Source organism: Pedobacter nototheniae, assembly GCF_004335085.1.
GTDB lineage: Bacteria > Bacteroidota > Bacteroidia > Sphingobacteriales > Sphingobacteriaceae > Pedobacter > Pedobacter nototheniae.
In genome coordinates this window covers 1-18441 of the sequence record NZ_RQRS01000022.1, presented here as the reverse complement: position 1 = coordinate 18441, position 18441 = coordinate 1, and the positions used below count along the sequence as shown (strand labels likewise).

At 34.4% G+C, this 18441-nt stretch carries 19 protein-coding genes and 5 tRNA genes; 5 read left to right on the top strand and 19 right to left on the bottom strand.

The features are described 5' to 3' along the window. Nucleotides 1-53: 53 nt before the first annotated feature. From rplL to rpsU, 15 genes are all read right to left on the bottom strand, one after another. Nucleotides 54-431 carry a 50S ribosomal protein L7/L12 gene (gene rplL / locus EHC72_RS17530; protein ID WP_010601097.1) on the bottom strand — a complete coding sequence of 126 codons (378 nt, stop codon included), beginning with the start codon at nucleotides 429-431 and terminating at the stop codon, nucleotides 54-56. A 64-nt stretch (nucleotides 432-495) separates the two neighbouring features. Next, nucleotides 496-1017, bottom strand: coding sequence for a 50S ribosomal protein L10 (gene rplJ, locus EHC72_RS17525; protein ID WP_131539011.1), 522 nt, complete (start codon nucleotides 1015-1017; stop codon nucleotides 496-498). A gap of 2 nt (nucleotides 1018-1019) precedes the next feature. Further along, a complete protein-coding gene (gene rplA, locus EHC72_RS17520) occupies nucleotides 1020-1718 on the bottom strand; it encodes a 50S ribosomal protein L1 (RefSeq protein ID WP_131539010.1) in 699 nt (232 codons plus the stop codon). Nucleotides 1719-1738: 20 nt separating this feature from the next. Next, complete coding sequence (gene rplK / locus EHC72_RS17515; protein WP_010601094.1) at nucleotides 1739-2182, bottom strand: 50S ribosomal protein L11; 444 nt, start codon at nucleotides 2180-2182, stop codon at nucleotides 1739-1741. A 145-nt stretch (nucleotides 2183-2327) separates the two neighbouring features. Further along, nucleotides 2328-2867 carry a transcription termination/antitermination protein NusG gene (gene nusG / locus EHC72_RS17510; protein ID WP_131539009.1) on the bottom strand — a complete coding sequence of 180 codons (540 nt, stop codon included), beginning with the start codon at nucleotides 2865-2867 and terminating at the stop codon, nucleotides 2328-2330. A gap of 12 nt (nucleotides 2868-2879) precedes the next feature. Beyond that, nucleotides 2880-3077, bottom strand: a complete 198-nt coding sequence (secE, locus tag EHC72_RS17505; protein WP_131539008.1) for a preprotein translocase subunit SecE — start codon at nucleotides 3075-3077, stop codon at nucleotides 2880-2882. A gap of 92 nt (nucleotides 3078-3169) precedes the next feature. Then, nucleotides 3170-3243, bottom strand: a tRNA-Trp gene (locus EHC72_RS17500). A 58-nt stretch (nucleotides 3244-3301) separates the two neighbouring features. Continuing rightward, nucleotides 3302-4489, bottom strand: coding sequence for an elongation factor Tu (gene tuf, locus EHC72_RS17495; RefSeq protein WP_131539007.1), 1188 nt, complete (start codon nucleotides 4487-4489; stop codon nucleotides 3302-3304). A 127-nt stretch (nucleotides 4490-4616) separates the two neighbouring features. Then, nucleotides 4617-4688: transfer RNA gene (locus tag EHC72_RS17490), tRNA-Thr, on the bottom strand. Between the two features lie 78 nt (nucleotides 4689-4766). Beyond that, nucleotides 4767-4839: transfer RNA gene (locus EHC72_RS17485), tRNA-Gly, on the bottom strand. A gap of 85 nt (nucleotides 4840-4924) precedes the next feature. Continuing rightward, nucleotides 4925-5007 (bottom strand) — tRNA-Tyr (locus EHC72_RS17480). A 35-nt stretch (nucleotides 5008-5042) separates the two neighbouring features. Beyond that, nucleotides 5043-5115: transfer RNA gene (locus EHC72_RS17475), tRNA-Thr, on the bottom strand. Nucleotides 5116-5620: 505 nt separating this feature from the next. Next, nucleotides 5621-5968 (bottom strand): ribosome hibernation-promoting factor, HPF/YfiA family, encoded by a 348-nt coding sequence (gene hpf, locus EHC72_RS17470; RefSeq protein WP_131539006.1) that lies wholly within the window; start codon nucleotides 5966-5968, stop codon nucleotides 5621-5623. A gap of 14 nt (nucleotides 5969-5982) precedes the next feature. Continuing rightward, nucleotides 5983-6867: a tyrosine-type recombinase/integrase gene (locus EHC72_RS17465; RefSeq protein ID WP_131539005.1), complete on the bottom strand. Its 885-nt coding sequence runs from the start codon at nucleotides 6865-6867 to the stop codon at nucleotides 5983-5985. A 135-nt stretch (nucleotides 6868-7002) separates the two neighbouring features. Next, nucleotides 7003-7197 (bottom strand): 30S ribosomal protein S21, encoded by a 195-nt coding sequence (gene rpsU / locus EHC72_RS17460; protein ID WP_056871296.1) that lies wholly within the window; start codon nucleotides 7195-7197, stop codon nucleotides 7003-7005. 180 nt (nucleotides 7198-7377) lie between these two features. On the opposite strand from rpsU, the gene EHC72_RS17455 reads away from it, so the two are divergent. Continuing rightward, nucleotides 7378-7764: a hypothetical protein gene (locus EHC72_RS17455; RefSeq protein WP_131539004.1), complete on the top strand. Its 387-nt coding sequence runs from the start codon at nucleotides 7378-7380 to the stop codon at nucleotides 7762-7764. 79 nt (nucleotides 7765-7843) lie between these two features. On the opposite strand, the gene EHC72_RS22715 is transcribed toward EHC72_RS17455, so the two are convergent. The 3 genes from EHC72_RS22715 to EHC72_RS17445 form a co-directional block, all read right to left on the bottom strand. Next, nucleotides 7844-8017, bottom strand: coding sequence for a DUF6496 domain-containing protein (locus tag EHC72_RS22715; protein WP_165585858.1), 174 nt, complete (start codon nucleotides 8015-8017; stop codon nucleotides 7844-7846). 152 nt (nucleotides 8018-8169) lie between these two features. Continuing rightward, nucleotides 8170-9321, bottom strand: coding sequence for an acyl-CoA dehydrogenase (locus EHC72_RS17450; protein WP_131539003.1), 1152 nt, complete (start codon nucleotides 9319-9321; stop codon nucleotides 8170-8172). Nucleotides 9322-9644: 323 nt separating this feature from the next. Continuing rightward, on the bottom strand, nucleotides 9645-10544 hold the full coding sequence (locus EHC72_RS17445) for a ComEA family DNA-binding protein (protein WP_131539002.1): 900 nt from the start codon (nucleotides 10542-10544) through the stop codon (nucleotides 9645-9647). Nucleotides 10545-10642: 98 nt separating this feature from the next. Here EHC72_RS17445 and EHC72_RS17440 point away from each other — a divergent pair, with 98 nt between their 5' ends. The 3 genes from EHC72_RS17440 (at nucleotide 10643) to EHC72_RS17430 (ending at nucleotide 13958) form a co-directional block, all read left to right on the top strand. Then, nucleotides 10643-12394 carry a lysophospholipid acyltransferase family protein gene (locus EHC72_RS17440; RefSeq protein WP_131539001.1) on the top strand — a complete coding sequence of 584 codons (1752 nt, stop codon included), beginning with the start codon at nucleotides 10643-10645 and terminating at the stop codon, nucleotides 12392-12394. Between the two features lie 326 nt (nucleotides 12395-12720). Beyond that, nucleotides 12721-13542, top strand: coding sequence for a lysophospholipid acyltransferase family protein (locus tag EHC72_RS17435; protein WP_131539000.1), 822 nt, complete (start codon nucleotides 12721-12723; stop codon nucleotides 13540-13542). 113 nt (nucleotides 13543-13655) lie between these two features. Beyond that, nucleotides 13656-13958, top strand: coding sequence for a hypothetical protein (locus EHC72_RS17430; RefSeq protein WP_131538999.1), 303 nt, complete (start codon nucleotides 13656-13658; stop codon nucleotides 13956-13958). Nucleotides 13959-14040: 82 nt separating this feature from the next. On the opposite strand, the gene EHC72_RS17425 is transcribed toward EHC72_RS17430, so the two are convergent. Next, a complete protein-coding gene (locus EHC72_RS17425) occupies nucleotides 14041-17271 on the bottom strand; it encodes a TonB-dependent receptor (RefSeq protein WP_131538998.1) in 3231 nt (1076 codons plus the stop codon). Nucleotides 17272-17832: 561 nt separating this feature from the next. On the opposite strand from EHC72_RS17425, the gene EHC72_RS17420 reads away from it, so the two are divergent. Beyond that, nucleotides 17833-18312, top strand: coding sequence for a hypothetical protein (locus EHC72_RS17420; RefSeq protein ID WP_131538997.1), 480 nt, complete (start codon nucleotides 17833-17835; stop codon nucleotides 18310-18312). Nucleotides 18313-18441 lie beyond the last annotated feature (129 nt).

The following is an 18441-nucleotide window of genomic DNA, read 5'->3' as shown; positions in this document are numbered from 1 at the left end:
CCGACATTTTCAGTCGGTGTCTGATACTTTTTTAGCGAAGCTAAATTAAGTGATTACTTAATTTCAACTACTGCTCCAGCTTCTTCTAATTGTTTTTTAAGAGCTTCTGCTTCGTCTTTAGCAACACCAGCTTTTAATTCTTTTGGTGCTCCGTCTACTAAGTCTTTAGCTTCTTTCAAACCTAAACCAGTTAAGTCTTTAACAAGTTTTACAACTGCTAATTTCTGACCACCAGCTTCTTTTAAGATTACATCAAAAGATGTTTTTTCTGCAGCAGCAGCAGGTGCATCACCACCAGCAGCAGGACCAGCAACTACAGCAGCAGCTGCAGGCTCGATACCATACTCATCTTTTAAGATTTGAGCTAATTCATTAACTTCTTTAACTGTTAAGTTTACTAATTGCTCAGCAAACGCTTTTAAATCTGCCATTTTATTAAGATTTTAAAAATTTACGTAAAAATAATTTTGTTTAATTGCGAACTTAAGGTGTTCGTTAACCTTCTCTTTCTTGTAGAGTTTTAACAATTCCTGCAATTTTGCCACCGCTTGATTTAAGGGCAGATACAACGTTTTTAGCTGGTGATTGTAATAATCCAATGATATCGCCAATAAGCTCTTCTCTTGATTTTAAGCTTACTAAGTTATTCAATTGGTCATCGCCAACATAAACTGATGAATCTATGTATGCCGCTTTAAGCAATGGTTTTTCAGATGTTTTTCTCAAAGCTTTAATCAACTTAGCCGGAGCATTAGCTGTTTTTGAGAATAATAATGATGAAGAACCTTTTAAGGCTTCGTATATCTCAGAAGCATCGCCTTCTAAACCTTCAATCGCTTTGCGAATTAAAGAGTTTTTAGCAACCTTCATTACGATATCACCTTCAAAACATTTGCGACGGATGTTATTAATCTGCTCAACAGAAAGGCTTGAGGTATCAGCAATATAAAAATTGCCAAACTCTTGCATTTGTCCTTGTAGTTCTAAAACTACTTCGTTTTTTTCTTCTCTGTTCATGATTAAATCCCCGCTACTGATTTAGTTTCAATTGCAATCCCAGGACTCATTGTAGAAGACACGTGAATGCTTTTAAAATAAGTTCCTTTTGCAGCAGATGGTTTTAATTTAGAAATTACTTGAATTACTTCTAAAGCATTTTCATAAATTTTCTCTGCTGGGAATGATACTTTCCCTATTGAAGCGTGTATAATACCGCTTTTGTCTACTTTAAAATCAATCTTACCTGCTTTAACCTCTGTTACAGCTTTACCAACTTCGTTAGTTACTGTTCCAGATTTTGGGTTTGGCATTAAGTTCCTTGGACCTAAAACACGGCCTAATTTACCCACTTTTGCCATACAAGCTGGTGTTGTGATAATAATGTCTACATCGGTCCAACCACCTTCAATTTTAGCCACATATTCGTCTAAACCTACGAAGTCTGCGCCAGCTGCTTTTGCTTCTTCTTCCTTATCAGGAGTTACTAAAGCTAAAACACGTACAGTTTTACCTGTTCCGTGTGGTAAAGTAGCAATACCACGTACCATTTGATTGGCTTTACGTGGATCTACACCTAATGAAACATCAATATCTACTGACGCATCAAATTTAGTTGTAGTGATTTCTTTTACCAAAGCAGCAGCATCTTTCAAAGTATAAGCTTTGCCAGCTTCTAATTTAGCATGTGCCTTTTTTTGATTTTTAGTTAATTTCGCCACTGTTGTAAACTGTTTTTTAATTAATTGTTCCAGGGTGCGTCACCAGAAACGGTGATTCCCATACTGCGTGCTGTACCGGCAACCATACTCATTGCAGATTCGATTGTAAATGCATTTAAATCAGGCATTTTATCTTCAGCAATAACTTTAATCTGGTCCCAGGTCACCGATCCAACTTTCTTACGGTTAGGCTCAGCAGAACCACTCTGTAATTTAGTAGCATCTTTTAATTGGATAGCCACTGGAGGGGTTTTGATGATGAAATCGAATGACTTATCAGCATAAACAGTAATTACAACTGGCAATACTTTACCTGCTTTATCTTGGGTACGAGCGTTGTACTGTTTGCAAAACTCCATGATGTTAACACCTTTAGCACCTAACGCAGGTCCTACTGGTGGCGATGGATTTGCCGCTCCGCCTTTGATCTGTAATTTGATCATTGCACTGACTTCTTTTGCCATTTTGTGTTTTTATTTATTTAAAACTCAATGTTAAATATTGGAAGCATGTAACATTTTATTTCCTAGATGGCTTTATACAAAACCAAAAGGACTGCAAAGATATGAATAATCTTGCAGTCCTCCAATATATTTAGTAAAATTATTTTTACTCTTTTTCTACTTGCATATAGTTAAGCTCAAGTGGTGTTTTACGACCAAAGATTTTAACCATAACTTTTAATTTTTTCTTCTCTTCGTTTACCTCTTCAATAATACCTGAGAAACCGTTGAAAGGTCCATCCATAACTTTGATGTTCTCACCAACATAATAAGGAACATTCATAGTTTCACCCTGTTCGCTCATTTCATCAACCTTACCTAAGATACGGTTAACTTCTGCTTGGCGCATCGGGATTGGATTTCCGGCTTTATCACCTAAAAACCCAATAACACTATTTATTCCTTTAATAATATGCTCTAATTCACCATCAAGTGTAGCTTCAATTAAAACATATCCTGGATAATAGTTGCGTTCTTTTGCAATTTTTTTTCCATCTCTCATCTGGTAATATTTTTCCATCGGTATTAAAACCTGTGGTACCAAATGAGAAAAACCTAAACGGCTAATCTCAGCATCAATATACTGTTTAACTTTCTTTTCTTTACCGCTAACAGCCCTTACCACATACCATTTTAGATCGCTCATTATCAGGAAAAATTAATTAGAAAGTGATTTATAAAAAGTATCTAACACAAATGTAGAGCCTTTATCCATTGCAAAAATAACTAATGCAATAATTAAAGAAGCCACTAAAACAAGAATTGCTGAACTTTGAAGCTCTCCCCAAGTAGGCCATGTAACCTTCTGAGTCATTTCATCGTATGATTCTTTTATAAATTGAACTACTTTAGCCATATTTATTATAATGATTAAATGATTGAGTTAGTGAGTGATAGAATGAAAATACATTCTATCATTTTAATATCCACTAATTCAATCATTATTTTTGGCACGGGAACAAGGATTCGAACCCTGATCAAAGGTTTTGGAGACCTCTATTCTACCGTTGAACTATTCCCGTGTGTTTATAAAAAAGAGCTAGCCTAAACTAGCTCTTTTTATATTATTGTAGCTTAAAATTAAGCTAAGATTTCAGTTACCTGACCAGCACCTACTGTTCTACCACCTTCACGGATAGCGAAACGTAGACCTTTTTCCATTGCAATCGCGTTAATTAATTTAACTGTGATTGTAACGTTATCACCTGGCATTACCATTTCAGTTCCTTCAGCTAGTGAAATCTCACCAGTTACGTCTGTAGTACGGAAATAGAATTGAGGACGATATTTGTTGAAGAATGGAGTGTGACGACCACCTTCTGCTTTTGATAATACATAGATCTCAGCTTTGAAATCAGTGTGAGGAGTTACTGAACCTGGTTTACAGATTACCATACCACGACGGATATCAGTTTTCTCAATACCACGTAACAATAAACCTACGTTATCACCAGCTTCACCGTAATCTAAGATTTTACGGAACATCTCAACACCAGTTACTGTAGATTTTAAGTTCTCAGCACCCATACCTAAGATCTCAACTGGATCTCCAGAGTTGATTACACCACGCTCAATACGACCAGTAGCAACAGTACCACGACCAGTGATTGAGAACACGTCTTCAACAGGCATTAAGAAAGGAAGTTCAGTTAAACGTGGAGGAATTGGAATGTAGCTATCTACAGCATCCATTAATTCCATGATTTTACCAACCCATTTAGCATCACCGTTTAATCCACCTAATGCAGAACCTTGGATTACAGGAATATCATCACCTGGGAATTCGTAGAAAGATAATAATTCACGAACTTCCATTTCTACTAATTCTAATAATTCAGGATCATCAACCATATCCACTTTATTCATGAATACAACTAATGAAGGAACACCTACCTGACGAGCTAATAGGATGTGCTCACGAGTTTGTGGCATTGGACCATCAGTAGCAGCAACAACGATAATTGCACCGTCCATCTGAGCAGCACCAGTAACCATGTTTTTCACGTAATCCGCGTGACCTGGACAGTCAACGTGTGCATAGTGACGGTTAGCTGTTGAATACTCAACGTGAGCTGTATTGATTGTAATACCTCTTTCTTTTTCCTCTGGAGCAGAGTCAATTGAATCGAATGAACGTGCCTCAGTTAAACCAGCATCAGCCAAAACTTTTGTAATAGCTGCTGTTAAAGTTGTTTTACCGTGATCGACGTGACCGATTGTACCGATGTTTAAGTGCGGTTTACTGCGGTCAAATTTTTCTTTTGCCATTTTATTTATAACTAATTAGTAGGTTAACTTTTTATTATTTTTTATTTATTGTTTTGATACAATTCAACACAAAAAACCTTGTCTACTCTGTATATTAAACAGATTTAACAAAGCTTCATTATACCTGAGCCAAAGATGGGACTTGAACCCACGACCTCTTCCTTACCAAGGAAGTGCTCTACCGCTGAGCTACTTCGGCTTTTAGTTTTCAGTTCCAGCTTTTCAGTTTTCAGTAAAACCTCCAACTGATACTTTAAACTGCCCACTTTAATTTTAGAGCGGAAGACGAGGTTCGAACTCGCGACCTATAGCTTGGAAGGCTATCGCTCTACCAACTGAGCTACTTCCGCTTTCTAAATGAATGATTGAGGAATGGAGTAAATGAGAGAATAAATTCAATCACCAAATCATTTGATCATTCTATCATTTAAAGTGTGGGGAGAGAAGGATTCGAACCTTCGAAGTCTTACGACAACAGAGTTACAGTCTGTCCCATTTGGCCGCTCTGGTATCTCCCCAACTTATTTTAAAATGTTAACACTTTAAAATAAAGAGCCTCCTATCGGAATCGAACCAATGACCTACTGATTACAAGTCAGTTGCTCTACCAGCTGAGCTAAGGAGGCTTTTAAATTTGCTGCAATGATACGAAAAAACTTCTTTTTTTATACCATTAACGTGTTTTTTTAAATTTTTATCTTTTCACAGAACTTATCCTTTTCTTCTTTGCTTAACGCCGTTTCCGAAAGGGAATGCAAATATACACACTTATATTTCTATTCAAAATAAATTTGAAAAAAAATGAAAGGAATTTTATCACTCCCCTCCAGATTATTTTATTTCAAAAAATACTCGCTTAATAATCAGATATTTCTGAACCATTTTTTGAGAGCATTATTTTTAATATTTTTTTTAGTTTTTTTTCAAAACATTAAAATCAGAAGCTTTAAGCACACTTATTTTTATTAAAGGTGAAAAAAAATAAGTGAAAATAAGTTCCAGTTTTTAATTATTCGATGAAATTTCCTCCGATTTCTAATTATTTTCTTCCAAAAATATTCGAAAAAAAGTTTAGAAATAAAAAAAACCGACCGGTAACCGGTCGGTTTTTCTCTAATATTTAAATATAATTTAGAAATCTGATACTTCGCTTTCGCTTAATATTGCTTTATGTTCACTTAATTTTGCACGTGTTTTATCTTTGTGCTTCGTTATTTGTTTTCTTAAAGATTCAATTGCCAGGTCTGTGGCTTCTTCAAATGATTTACATTGTTCTTTAGCGAATAGTGTTCCACCGGGCACAATTAACTTAATTTCGCTAATCTTATTGGCTTCGTTATCTACATTCTCCAATTTTAAATACACTTCTCCGCTTATGATCTGATCAAAAAACTGGTCAAGTTTATTTGCTTTCTTCTGTATAAAATCTAACAACTTACTATCTGCGTTGAAATGGATTGACTGAACTCCGATTTTCATTTTTCCTCCTTTTTTTATGCCTTTGGATGGGCTTGTTTATAAATTGTTTTTAATCTTTCAATTGAGTTGTGTGTATAAACCTGGGTGGCTGCTAAACTTGCATGGCCTAAAAGCTCTTTGATCGCATTAAGATCTGCCCCCGCATTAAGCAGGCTGGTGGCATAACTGTGGCGTAATACATGAGGACTTTTTTTATCATTTGTAGTGATATGGTTTAGGTACGTTTTAACAATACGGTATATTAATTTCGGATAAGCCGCTGTTCCTGTATTGGTAACGATTAAGTTAAGCAATTTGTTATTAAAGTTTTGCAACTTTTTTAAGTCAATATATGTATTTAGCTGATTGATAAGCTGTTTATTTATTGGTATAATTCTTTCCTTATTCCTTTTACCTAAAACTTTAATGGTACTATTATATATATCTATATCTGTATCCTTTAATTGCAATAGTTCGGTTAAACGAATACCTGTTCCAAAAAGCAGTTCAATTACCAAATGATCGCGAACACCGCCAAAGCTATCATCAAAATAAAGATCTGAATCGAGTAAGTGGTTCAATTTATGATCCTCAACAAAAACGGGTAAACGCTTGGCAACCTTTGGCCCTTTAATTAAGAGCATAGGATTTTGGGTAGCCTTACCTTCTCTTAATAAAAACTTATAGAAACTACGTAATGCAGATATTTTCCTATTTATAGATGACTCTGAAGTTTGTTGATCCATTAACTCGACCATAAAACTTCTAACGTGCGTATGTTTGATTTCGAGGAAGCCTAACTCAAAGGTTTTATTTATAAAGGCTTCAAATTGATCGATATCTGTTTGATAAGAAACAATTGTATGTTGAGAATAACGTTTCTCGTGCAATAAATAGGTTAAAAAACTGTTAAGCAACATTCAATTTTGTTTAGATTGGCATTGATATGAAGTTACAAATAGTTTTGATAGAATGAAATTCTACTGATTTTTATGACAAAAAAAATGCCTTCAGGAAAAATCCTGAAGGCATTTAATAATTTATATAGTCAACAACTATACAGTTGTGTCTTGATTCATGTTCTGAATGTAAACAGCATGTTTAATTTCTGTACGGCGAGCAACGGATTTTTTCTCGTATGCTTGGCGACTACGTAATTCTCTCAATACTCCTGTTTTTTCAAACTTTTTCTTGAAACGTTTTAGGGCTTTATCTAATGATTCGCCGTCTTTAATGTTGATAATGATCATAACGCTGAAATACCTCCTCTCGTGTTTTTTAAATTGTCCCTTCTTATCGGGGATGCAAATGTAAGTAAATTATTGAAAATGAGAAAGATTTTTTAGTAAATTTTATAAAAAACATTATCAGTTAATGTATGTTAGTTATTGATTCTAAAAACATAACTTAGTTTATCAAAAGAAAAACATATGACACCAGGAAAAAAAATAATCACCATTATTATTGTTATTGCCGTACTAATATTAAGTGGTTTAGCTTATTATCGTTATTTCTTCGTTTTTGGCGAAGGTGTAAAAGCGGGCGAATTAAACTATGTAGTAAAGAAAGGCTATATGTTTAAAACTTATGAAGGTAAACTAATCCAAAGTGGGGTTAAATCTCGCCAAACTGGAACATTGCAAAACAATGAATTTGAATTCTCTATTGCCAATAAAGAAATTGCTGATAAAATGATGGCAAATAGCGGTAAGTTTTATGAACTGCACTATAAAGAATATAAAAACACATTGCCTTGGAGAGGCTTCAGCGTTTATGTTGTAGATAGCATTGTATCGTCAAAAGATATTCCGCAATAAATTACATTTTCAAATTAGAGAATTTTGAATGGCTTAATTATATCTCATAAGTACTTACTATTCAAAATTCTCTAAACTTTTACTTTTTCTTCGGCACTTTTGCGCCTTCTTTTCTAGCCTCTGATAAACCGATTGCAACAGCTTGTTTTTTTGAGGTTACTTTTTTACCAGAACCACTTTTAAGCTTACCTTCTTTCATTTCGTGCATGGTTTCTTCTACTTTTTCTCCTGCCTTTTCTGAGTATTTTGCCATATCGTTATTTATTAGTTATCAATAAACAACTCCTAACTGGTCTTGGTTTAAAAAATCGACAAAAAAAATCCGAAAGGTGTTTCGCCTTCCGGATTGCTCATAATATATTTGGTTGTTAGTATTATTAGGCTATTGTTATTGGCCTTATATTTTTAGGCAAGGATTTCTCTGGCAATTACAATTTTTTGTATTTCAGATGTACCCTCTCCTATTGTGCATAATTTACTATCGCGATAAAATTTCTCTACTGGAAAATCTTTGGTATAACCGTAGCCACCAAAAATTTGTACCGCTTCTGTTGATACTCTTACCGCAACTTCTGAAGCAAAGTATTTAGCCATAGCCGATTCCTTTGTCATTGGCAAATGCCTATTCTTCAAATCTGCTGCCTGACGGATTAATAATTCTGAGGCTTCAATTTCAGTAGCCATATCTGCCAATTTAAAACTAATGGCTTGGAAGCTCGAAATCGGTTGCCCAAATTGGTGGCGTTGTTTAGAATAATCAACCGCAGCATCAAAAGCACCTTTAGCAATACCTAAGGATAAAGCTGCAATAGAAATACGACCGCCATCCAAAACCTTCATTGCTTGTTTAAAACCTTCGCCAACATTACCTAAAATATTTGCTTTGGGCACACGGCAATTGTCAAAAATCATTTCTGTAGTTTCTGAAGCACGCATACCTAATTTATTTTCCTTTTTTCCTGCAGAAAAACCAGGTGTTCCTCTTTCTACAACAATAGCAGAAATACCTTTAGAGCTACCACTTTCTCCGGTACGTACCATTACAACGGCAACATCGCCAGTTTTACCGTGGGTAATCCAGTTTTTTGCACCATTTAAAATATAATCATCGCCATCTTCAACAGCAGTAGTCATCATACGTAAAGCATCAGAACCTGTATTAGCTTCTGTTAAGCCCCAAGCACCAATCCACTCTGCAGTTGCTAGTTTAGGCAACCATCTTTGTTTTTGTTCTTCATTACCAAAAGCAAGAATATGTCCTGTACAAAGTGAGTTATGCGCTGCAACTGATAAACCAATTGAACCACAAACTCTGGCAATTTCTACAATAACATCAACATATTCCTGGTAACCCAAACCTGAGCCACCATAATTTTCAGGCACTAAAACACCCATTAAGCCTAAATCGCCTAATTGTTTAAACAATTCTACAGGGAAATGTTGTGATTCATCCCATTCCATGATATTTGGACGGATATTTTTTTCTGCAAAATCACGAACCATAGCCCTAACGCTTTGTTGGGTTTCTGTTTCTGAAAAGTTAAAACTAACGCTCATTAATATTTATATTTTATACTGGTTTTTCGGCAATTATAAACATTTATTTGATAGTTACTTATAGTTAAAAAAACACCTCTTTGTAGAATGAAATGGTATTTGGTTCAATTAGTTTATACCCGATTTTTAAAGGCTGTAAATAAGCAGGAAAAGTTTTTCTAATTTTTTTATCATTTTTTCAATCACGACCCATGCAAACCGGAAAACCAATGGAATTTTGAAATTATATTTCGCCCTTGCATATTTCTTATTTCACAAAAACTGAATATACAGCCGAAAAGCACACATCATTTTGATTATCGCAATATTGATAACATCATGTTTTAGAATGTTATATATCTGCTAATCTTTTCTATAATTAGAGGTGTTAAAATGCCAACTTTATTTAAATCGGCAAGGCCGAGATACTTGCCATGTTGTTTACGATACTGTATAATGGCATTAATTTGTTTATAGCTTAGGTATGGATTGTCTTTTAGATCATTAAAAACAGCGGTATTGATATTTATAGTTTTAAGATTGGCATCACCAATAGAAACTTGATTTTTTATTTCGGTGTACTTAACAGAATCCACACCATACACTTCCATTAATTGTTCTTTTTTATAAAAACCGCCCAAACGATTGCGATATTTTAAAATGCGTAAAGCAAAAGCTGGTCCAACACCCTTTATTTGATCCAATTGGGCAGAATCAGCTGAATTGATATCTACAATAATTAGTGCTTTTTTAATATATTCCTTTTTCTCAAACTGGAAATTATTTTTAGGATAAGCGTCTGCTTGCTTTTCTAATTGTACAAAAGGCAGCAACCGCTCATACATTTGAGGAGATATGGTATACATTTTCTTCAAATCTTCTACCTTATAAAACTTACCACCTTTGTTTCTGTAGTTAACAATGGATTGCGCCTGCTTTAACGATAAACCTAACTCCTGCCAGCCCGAAACATCTATTTGATTAGGATCGAAATTAAAAAGTTTTCCTGCCTTTTTATCGCCGGCATCTTCTATATTATTCTTGGTATAGTAGAAACGCTCCTCATTAGTGGTTTCTATTTTTTGAATTTCCGATAAAAGATTGGGGTTATCAGTTTCAATAGGCTTTAAGTGATCATATATATAAGGTATAAACTTTAAAGTGATAATGATTGCAATCAGCAAAATAAGTCCGTTGAACTCGCCCTTACTAAAACCGAAGTGTTTATTGAGCCAAGTTCTCATAGTTATATGTTATGACATTTATATTTAAATATAAATCTTATTTTTGGGATTGCAAAACTGAGATGCTTTGCAAAATGCAACAACCTAACAATTTTTATATGAAGATCATTACTACCTCAGAATTTGCGAAGGCGACGAAGATAGATAAACTGGGTGTTCCGGGATTGGCTGGCTTGATTATGGAAATCATGAAGCTGAATGATATTAATGATGTATTTTCTCAAAACCAGCATTTTAAAGGTTTAGAGTTTGTAGATAAAATACTGGAAACCATTGGTGTTTCTATTGATTTTGATGAAGATGATTTAAATAGCATTCCTAAAACGGGTCCTTTTATTGCTATTGCAAATCATCCATATGGCGGTGTTGAAGGCTTGGCTTTAGTTAAGCTTTTATGTACTGTAAGGCCTGATGCAAAGGTAATGGTTAATTTTATTTTGAAGAAAATACCAAACCTTGATGAATTTTTCGTGGCTGTTAATCCTTTTGAAAATGTACAGCACTCATCAAGCATTAGTGGTTTAAAAACAACTTTTGACTTATTAAGAAATGGTACTCCTATTGGAATTTTTCCGGCTGGCGAGGTTTCTACATTTAAACTTGATGCCCAACAGGTAACGGATAGAATGTGGCATCCTGTGGTAGGAAAGCTTATTGCTAAAGCTAAAGTACCTGTTGTACCAATTTATTTTCATGGCAATAACGGCGTTTTCTTTAATATTTTAAGCTTTATACATCCTACTTTACGAACTGCAAAATTACCATCAGAGTTTTTAAATAAACATGGGCGCACTATTAAAGTAAGAGTGGGTAAACCCATTGCCGTTTCAGAAATATCGCACATGAACAGCAGTAATAAGTTAATGGACTTTTTAAGAGCCCGTACTTATGCTTTAGGTGTTGGTTTAGATACGGAAAAGAAACTTTTTAATCCGTTAAAATTATTTAAGATTAAGAAGAAACCTGCTGAAATAATCGAAGAAACTTCCAGAAACTTAATTAAAACTGAAGTTGATACACTAGAGGATTTTAAAGTATGGACAGAAAAGAACTACGAAGTTTATATTGTTCCAACACTAAAAATACCAAATATATTAAGAGAAATTGGTCGTTTACGCGAAATTACCTTTAGGGAGGTTGGCGAAGGAACCAATAAAAAAATAGATTTAGATAACTACGACATTTATTATAATCACTTATTTATTTGGGATAGGGATTTGGAAAATATTGTTGGTGCTTACAGAATTGGTAAGGGCGATGAGATTTTGGAGAGCATGGGTAGCCGTGGTTTCTATCTTTCTGAGTTGTTTAAAATGAAAGATCAGTTTTATCCAATGCTAAAACAAGGTATTGAGTTAGGTAGATCGTGGATTAGGAAAGAATATCAGGGCAAACCACTTCCGTTATTTTTACTGTGGAAAGGAATTTTAAAATACCTGATTGATAACCCTCAATACCGTTACATGTTTGGCCCGGTAAGTATTAGCAACAATTTTTCTAAATTTAGTAAGGCTTTAATTGTAGATTATATTACTAAAAACCATTTCGATTATGAGATGGCTAAATATGTAAAACCGAAAAACAAGTTTAAAGCTGATTTACTACCAATATCTACCGATACTTTGGTGGATAGTAGCGACTCATTTAAAGATTTAGATAGCTTGATTGGTGATATTGAAAACTCGCACATTAAAGTGCCTGTGTTGCTTAGACAATACATGAATTTAAACGCAAAAATTATTTCTTTTAATATCGATCCTAAATTTTCGGATTGTTTGGATGGCTTCTTAGTAGTAGATACGCATAACATCCCACCAGAAATGCTGGAGAAACTTGGTAAGAATTTCTAATTATTTTTAAATAAAAAAACCCGGACATCCATCCGGGTTTTTTATTATCAACTAACCTAAACTTTATAAATACTAACCAAATATTTATACTGCAAAAGTATAGTCGATATGTTAAGTATCTGTTACCTATAAGTTATTTATTAATTATTTAAATACCGCCATTTAGCTTTATTAAAATGCTTCGCAGTTAACATTATTATATTATCTTTAGCTACTCTGTATGAGCTTTGTTTAGCTATTCTTTAATAAGCTTTCCCTCCTTATATATTGCTTATTTATTTCAGTATAAAATTAAAAAAGATGGTACTGGAATGTAAAAACCCCATATGACAATTATATCTGAAGCAGATTTTTCCAAAGCAACGGGAATTTGCAAATTACCTTTTCCTGGGTTGGCCAGCATGCTCATGAAAATGATGAAAATTAATGCACTTAACCGCATTGTGAGTGATGCCAATCATTTGGAAGGTGCAGCATTTGCAAATTATCTTTTAAATACTTTAGGCGTTATCATAGAAATTGATGATGAAGACTTGGCTAATATTCCCGAAACTGGCGCATTTATTTCAATTGCCAATCATCCTTACGGCGCTATAGAATCTTTAGCTCTTTTAAGTACTTTAACGAAGAAACGGCCCGACACCATGTTTATGGGTAATTTTTTACTAAAGAAAATCCCAAATCTAAGCGAATGCATCATTCCTGTAAACCCTTTCGAAAACGTTCAAGATGCCTCCAGTATTAGTGGTTTAAAAACAACTTTTAAAACTTTAAAGGAAGGTACACCTGTAGCTATTTTCCCCGCCGGAGAAGTTTCATCCTATAAGTTTAAAAAGCTTCAAATTACTGATAGAGAATGGCACCCTGTAGTTGGCAAAATTATATCCAAGGCTGATGTCCCTATTTTACCTGTTTATTTTTTCGGTAATAATGGTTTTCTTTTCAGCTTGCTTAGATTAATACATCCATCATTGCAAACGGCCAAACTTATTTCAGAATTGTTTAATAAAGAAGGGCACGTACTTAAAATTAAAATCGGTAAGCCCATTTTACCGAAAGATATTCCTTCAGTTTGTAACCAATCTTTGTTAACCTACCTGAGAACCAGCTTGTATGCGCTTGGCAAAAAAACGGCGAAAGTAAACTAACAACTTTTCAAAATGGTGATTAACAAAAAAGCAGTTTTGTGTTAAGCGTTTCCTAATTACTTAACAAAAAGATAATATAAATTTAATTTTGCGATCATATATCTTTGAGGTAAATGAAAAAGAAGAAATCAAACGCCCAGAATCGTTCCGTAAACAAAAAGCTGAAGAAAGAATTATCATCAAAATTAATTACCGCTTTTGAGGAAGTGGTGAGCCAATACGGAGAAGCAAAGAAAAGCAAGAAACTTATAGAAAACTTTGCCAAACAACTGGCTAAAAAGCTTTCTAAAAAAGCCAAAGCCACAGAAGTAAAACCTACTGAAAAAGCGCCAATAATTGCAGAAGAAGAAATTAAAGCTGCAGAACCTATCGCAAAAGAAACTAAGACTAAACGTGCTGCAAAGCTAAAAGCTTAATTACATTTAAAACCAATCATAAAGAAGCCCCCAGATCATTTAAGACCTGGGGGCTTTTTATTAAGCTTTTTAATATTAATATTTAGAAGCTATATCTTAAACCTAATTGCATTTGGTAACGAGATGCAAAGAAATCTCTAGAATAAGAAGTTACATCTTTCTGCGCAAAAGTATAAACTGGGTAAGATGTTGGTGTACCAGCAGTTGCTACTTTTAAACCAACGTTAGCCATTGAGTTAAATGTATTTGGAGAGAAATATTGGATTCCCCAATCTTTATTAAGCAAGTTGGTTAAGTTAACAATATCATAAGTTAAGGTTAAAACATGCGGGTGTTTACCTTTTGCTACTTGAATATCTTGCGAGAAGCGGAAATCTGCCTGTACATTCCATGGTGTACGTGCACCATTACGCTCAGTAAACTGTCCTCTACGGGTGCTTAAATATTTATCAGCATCTACGTATGCATCAAATGCCGCGGCTTGTGCCTGGTTTGCTGCAGAGAAGAATTTAGATGTTTCGCCTGCTGCTGGAATATAAACTAAACTTACTGTTTGACCAGTGTTGTTGATTGTTCCGTTTACAAAACCTAATGAGTAAGGCGCTCCTGATTGTGCACTGAAGAAGATTGAGAAGTTACTTACATATCTACCGTTTTTAGCCCAATCTAATTTATAGTTTAAAGTAGAAACAATACGGTTACGAACATCGAAGTTAGAATAAGCTAAACCTGGGTTATTAGGACTTAAAGCTTGATTTAACTGCCAGTTAGATTCCATAGAGTTACGAATCCCGTTAGCAATATCTTTAGATTGACCGTAAGTATATGCAACCATAAAATCTAATCCAAACGGTAATGATTTGCTTACTTGCCCAGTTAATGAATATTTATAACCTTGATCTGTATTTGATAAAAGGTAAGCATTTGTATATTTCGAATTAATTTTAGAGCCCGAATAAATTGGTTGTTGGTGCTGCGTATCATAAACCATATATGTTGGATTATCTACATAGTTAATTTGTTGGAAAGCAACATCTTTAATAACCTTACTATAAATACCTTCTAAAGTAAATTTCCAGTTGTCTTGTGTTCTAAAATCAAAGGCTAAGTTACTTCTCCATGCTTTAGGCATTTTAAAGTTATTATCAACTAAATCTACCTGTGTTGCACCATTAGCATCGTTAATATTTACACCTTGTTTAGCTGCATAACCTGCTTCTCCGTTTCCACCTAAAGCATCTTTAATTGGATCGGTACCTGGTACTTGCGTTACTACTTTATTACCCGTTGCTGGTTTTAAATCGTAAGAACCATAGTTTACACCATTGTTGTAATAAGCATAGCCTAACCATGCAAATGGAACACGACTGGTAAATAAACCACTACCACCACGTACAATTAAGCTTTGATCGCCAAGGGCATCAAAATTGAAACCTAATCTTGGTGAAATTTGAACTTTATTTAAAAACTTGTTATTAATTGCCGATGGCTGAGTATAAGTATATGTTGTACCATAATTTGGATCAACCGGAGAGTTAGTCGTTTTTGTACTCAAGGTAGGCATATTAGGCAAATCCGCCATATCAAAACGCAAACCTAAAGTAAGTTTAAACTTATCGCTTAGGCGCATCTCATCTTGGCCGTAAACACTATATAGGTTAACATTAAATTTTGCTGTAGGGTTAGCCAAAATGTTATCGCGACTGTTATCTGCATAATCAAAACTTGTACGAACTCTTTTTGGTTTGTTAGCTAAAAAGTCATCAACAGTATCATAAGCTATCCTTCCGTTCCATGCGTTTACAAAACCATAGTTAATTTTGTAAAACTCGTTGTGCGTACCAACAGTAAAATTGTGTATGCCCTTGCTAAAAGAATAGTTATCTGTTAATTCGAAAGTATTTTGTTTCATATTAAAAATACTCGCTTCTCTATCTGTACCTAAAAAGATGGTACCACCATTTGAACCAATTTCAATTTGTGGAATGGCTGGGTTAGAAAGAGGATCACGGAAATCGTGAACGGTAGAGTATCCTAAGATTAAGTTGTTGGTTGCAGAATTATTAAATCTTGTTTTTAAATCGGCAACGGTTGAACTTTGGTTATTATTTTGTTTAAAATCTATGCTACCAAATCTAAAGTTAGATTGATCTCTTTCTAAGTTTGTTGCTTTAGATATAATGGTATTGTTTCTAATCGTTAACTGATTGTTTTCATTAATATTCCAATCTAAACGGTTAAAAAATTTATTTGATTGCGAATAAATGTTGTAATCTCCATAAGCGCCAGCATCCAAACCGTAGGCAGTTTTCATACGATCGGATATTGCCTGCGCCTGCGCTAAAGTGATTATACCATCTGGAGAGCCTGCACCTAAAATTACAGGATCTTGTCTTCTAGTAATTTCCTCGTTAGTAAAGAAGAATAATTTATCTTTAATGATAGGGAAACCTACGCGGAAACCTGTTTGATAATCGTGGAAAGCAGAAGGTTCTTTTGAGTTATCTCCAATTTTATTTCTACCTATTAAAGCTGCATTACGGCCATAACCATAAACAGAACCTGTTACATCATTTGTACCACCACGTGTTACTGCATTAATACTACCACCTAAAAAGTTACCAATTTTAACATCATATGGTGCTAATAATACTGTAACATCCTGTATGGCATCTAAAGATACTGGATTGGTACGTGTGCTACTTCCCGGCATACCCGAGCTACCACTTTGACCACCTAAAGATGGGCTAAAACCAATTGCATCATTATTAATGGCACCATCAATAGTTACGTTATTGTACCTAAAGTTTGTACCACCAAAGGTATTATCCTTGCTTCCTTGTGGCGTTACACGAGTAACATCCTGTAAGCTACGGTTCATAGTTGGCAAGTTTTTAATCTGCGTTTCATTAATGCTTGTGCCTGCACCAGATTTAGTTGGCCCTTTTTGCCCCCTAACACTAACTTCAGCAAGTTGATTGCCTTGTTCTTTTAAATCAATATCGATTTTTTGATCTGCTCCAAGTGCTAAGTATACATTTTCTTTAACAATTGGATTGTAACCTACATAGGTTACCGTAATTTTATAAGGCCCGCCAGGATTTAAATTTCCAATGCGGTAAATTCCTGCCTCATTAGAAGATCCTTTTGAAACTGTACCTGTTGGGATGTGTACAATTGCAATTGTAGCACCAGGAATAATTCCTTTATCATCCTTTATTTTCCCGTTGATACCTGATGTAGTAACCTGCGCTTGCACCATGGTTACAAACAACATAAAAACACCCAGTAGGGATAGTAAACGTAATTTCATCTTTTGTGATTTTAATTTGTCACAAAAAAACAGCCCTAATGTTAATTAAACATTAACAGTAAATTAAGTTTAACTATATATTAACAATAAGAAAATGAATTTTAAACAATAAGAAAATACGCTCTTAACACCGCAATTAATGCACGTTATTTTATAGAGAAAGGGTGATCAAAAATGGTACTCAAAGATGAAGATTTCATGAAGTTTTTAATTTTACAGTAACCAAAATAGCTTCGAATCCATTTACGTTACTGTCTATATATTCGAGTTTAAGCAGCAAAGCAGATTATATTTTGTAATTCATCTATTATCCTTACTAATTTCATTACCTTCACTTTAATCAATTGCACATTAGCAATTATAAATATCCTATCCAAAAGCATTACCCTTCAGTAAATTCCTTTTTGGAGCAATAATTACAATCATCCCGTTTGTTATTTATAGTGTTTAATCTTCTTTACTAACCTAGTGCTATGATAATTTTCATTTGCCTGGTGAGTAATCAAGATAAAACCAAAGCGCTTAGTTTGAGTATTTTTTCATCTAAATAAATTATCAATCATGAGTGCAAACAGTAGAATCTCGGCAGAAATTACAGCCGAACAAATGGCGACAATCCAAACCCAGTTGCAAGCAATAGAGGCAACACTAACTAATGTATTAATTTTTAACCTTACGGCTGATGAACGAACGGCTATGTTAAAAATGGGCGATAGAAACCTCGCCTTTGTTGGTAAAGCAATTGGTTATTCGCAGCAAAACCCTAGTCTTGTACCCTCCTATTTAAATGTGGTTGAGGCAGAGAAAGATTATAAACTCGCAGCTGATTTATATACCGTTTATCAACAAATAAGCCATCTTTTAAGATCCGTTGAAGACAGTATGATGGTTGCTGGTGGCGAAGCTTATGAAGCTGCACTTGTATTTTATAATTCGGTTAAAGGAGCAAACAGATCTAACATTCCCGGTACCGAAAATGTATATAACGATTTGAAACAACAGTTTACAAGGAGTAAAAAACTTAAAGAAACAATTATCTAAAATGTCCTCTCCTAAAAAAACTTGACACATTTTGGTTTAAAAAAACCTTAAAATGAATCAAGAAAAAAGAAGCAATGGATTTAGTATTTTAGTGTCTGATTCTTTCGATCGTACCGACGACCGCAATGC

Coding starts and splice junctions, on each gene's coding strand:
- rplL (WP_010601097.1), bottom strand. CDS start 431: ATGGCAGATTTAAAAGCGTTTGCTGAGCAATTAGTAAACTTAACAGTT.
- rplJ (WP_131539011.1), bottom strand. CDS start 1,017: ATGAACAGAGAAGAAAAAAACGAAGTAGTTTTAGAACTACAAGGACAA.
- rplK (WP_010601094.1), bottom strand. CDS start 2,182: ATGGCAAAAGAAGTCAGTGCAATGATCAAATTACAGATCAAAGGCGGA.
- nusG (WP_131539009.1), bottom strand. CDS start 2,867: ATGAGCGATCTAAAATGGTATGTGGTAAGGGCTGTTAGCGGTAAAGAA.
- secE (WP_131539008.1), bottom strand. CDS start 3,077: ATGGCTAAAGTAGTTCAATTTATAAAAGAATCATACGATGAAATGACT.
- tuf (WP_131539007.1), bottom strand. CDS start 4,489: ATGGCAAAAGAAAAATTTGACCGCAGTAAACCGCACTTAAACATCGGT.
- hpf (WP_131539006.1), bottom strand. CDS start 5,968: ATGAAAATCGGAGTTCAGTCAATCCATTTCAACGCAGATAGTAAGTTG.
- EHC72_RS17465 (WP_131539005.1), bottom strand. CDS start 6,867: ATGTTGCTTAACAGTTTTTTAACCTATTTATTGCACGAGAAACGTTAT.
- rpsU (WP_056871296.1), bottom strand. CDS start 7,197: ATGATCATTATCAACATTAAAGACGGCGAATCATTAGATAAAGCCCTA.
- EHC72_RS17455 (WP_131539004.1), top strand. CDS start 7,378: ATGACACCAGGAAAAAAAATAATCACCATTATTATTGTTATTGCCGTA.
- EHC72_RS22715 (WP_165585858.1), bottom strand. CDS start 8,017: ATGGCAAAATACTCAGAAAAGGCAGGAGAAAAAGTAGAAGAAACCATG.
- EHC72_RS17450 (WP_131539003.1), bottom strand. CDS start 9,321: ATGAGCGTTAGTTTTAACTTTTCAGAAACAGAAACCCAACAAAGCGTT.
- EHC72_RS17445 (WP_131539002.1), bottom strand. CDS start 10,544: ATGAGAACTTGGCTCAATAAACACTTCGGTTTTAGTAAGGGCGAGTTC.
- EHC72_RS17440 (WP_131539001.1), top strand. CDS start 10,643: ATGAAGATCATTACTACCTCAGAATTTGCGAAGGCGACGAAGATAGAT.
- EHC72_RS17435 (WP_131539000.1), top strand. CDS start 12,721: ATGACAATTATATCTGAAGCAGATTTTTCCAAAGCAACGGGAATTTGC.
- EHC72_RS17430 (WP_131538999.1), top strand. CDS start 13,656: ATGAAAAAGAAGAAATCAAACGCCCAGAATCGTTCCGTAAACAAAAAG.
- EHC72_RS17425 (WP_131538998.1), bottom strand. CDS start 17,271: ATGAAATTACGTTTACTATCCCTACTGGGTGTTTTTATGTTGTTTGTA.
- EHC72_RS17420 (WP_131538997.1), top strand. CDS start 17,833: ATGAGTGCAAACAGTAGAATCTCGGCAGAAATTACAGCCGAACAAATG.